Raw genomic sequence first — 749 nt, forward strand, 5'->3', positions numbered from 1 at the left:
CCAACTACCCAAAGCGGGTGCTGTTTTAGTTCGGGCGTCGCTACGGCACAGCCAGAACCGATTCGTGAAGAGCGTCCTTAGCTTGCATCAGCCATGCAGATGACGTGGAGTGGCTCCGATCAAACTGGTCCTGATATGTGATGATGAATCCGAAATCGGCCTGTGTAACCCAACGCTCGAGGTGCTTTGGATACTGGTGCGAGTCGATCTTCAACCTGATGCCTACGGGTTCATCAGACCCGGCAAGGTCTTCGTGCAGTTGGCGTAGCGTGTAGCTGACGTTCTCTTCGATTTGAGTCTCGGTGTCGAGCAAGTCGCAGAGCAAGCCCGTCAAGGCTTCCTCCTGCCATGGGCGCTTCCTTGTCAGGCGGCGGGCAATTGCTTCGTCTAGTGCGTCGAAGTGGCGCAAGAGAAGTCGGATGGCGCGAGGTGAGAGCATGGTTGTTTGAGGTGCCTAACGAACGAAAGGGACTTCCCCGTCCCGAGTGAACTGCGCAGTTGCGGGATAAGGTATCCAGGTGCCACGATGGGAAGTTCAATCTCTCATCAATTCACTCGTTTGTTGGAAGGGGTAGTCCATGACTGACATTGTCACTATCGGAGTCGATCTGGCAAAGAACGTCTTTGTTGTACATGGCGTTAGTGCCACAGGCAAGCTGAATCGTCTACATGGAGCCTGTCAGATGTTTTGTGTGTGAGGCATAGCATGTCAACAAGGAGCATGAATGCCACGCAAGACGAAGACAACC

1 protein-coding gene is annotated in these 749 nt (G+C 53.7%); it reads right to left on the bottom strand.

Features of this window, described 5'->3' with window-relative positions; all coding sequences use genetic code 11:
* Window positions 1–40: 40 nt before the first annotated feature.
* Window positions 41–439 carry a hypothetical protein gene (locus AC07Z7_RS25120; protein WP_494768051.1) on the bottom strand — a complete coding sequence of 133 codons (399 nt, stop codon included), beginning with the start codon at window positions 437–439 and terminating at the stop codon, window positions 41–43.
* Window positions 440–749 lie beyond the last annotated feature (310 nt).

This window comes from Acidovorax sp. GW101-11A03, assembly GCF_059424825.1.

Coding starts and splice junctions, on each gene's coding strand:
- AC07Z7_RS25120 (WP_494768051.1), bottom strand. CDS start 439: ATGCTCTCACCTCGCGCCATCCGACTTCTCTTGCGCCACTTCGACGCA.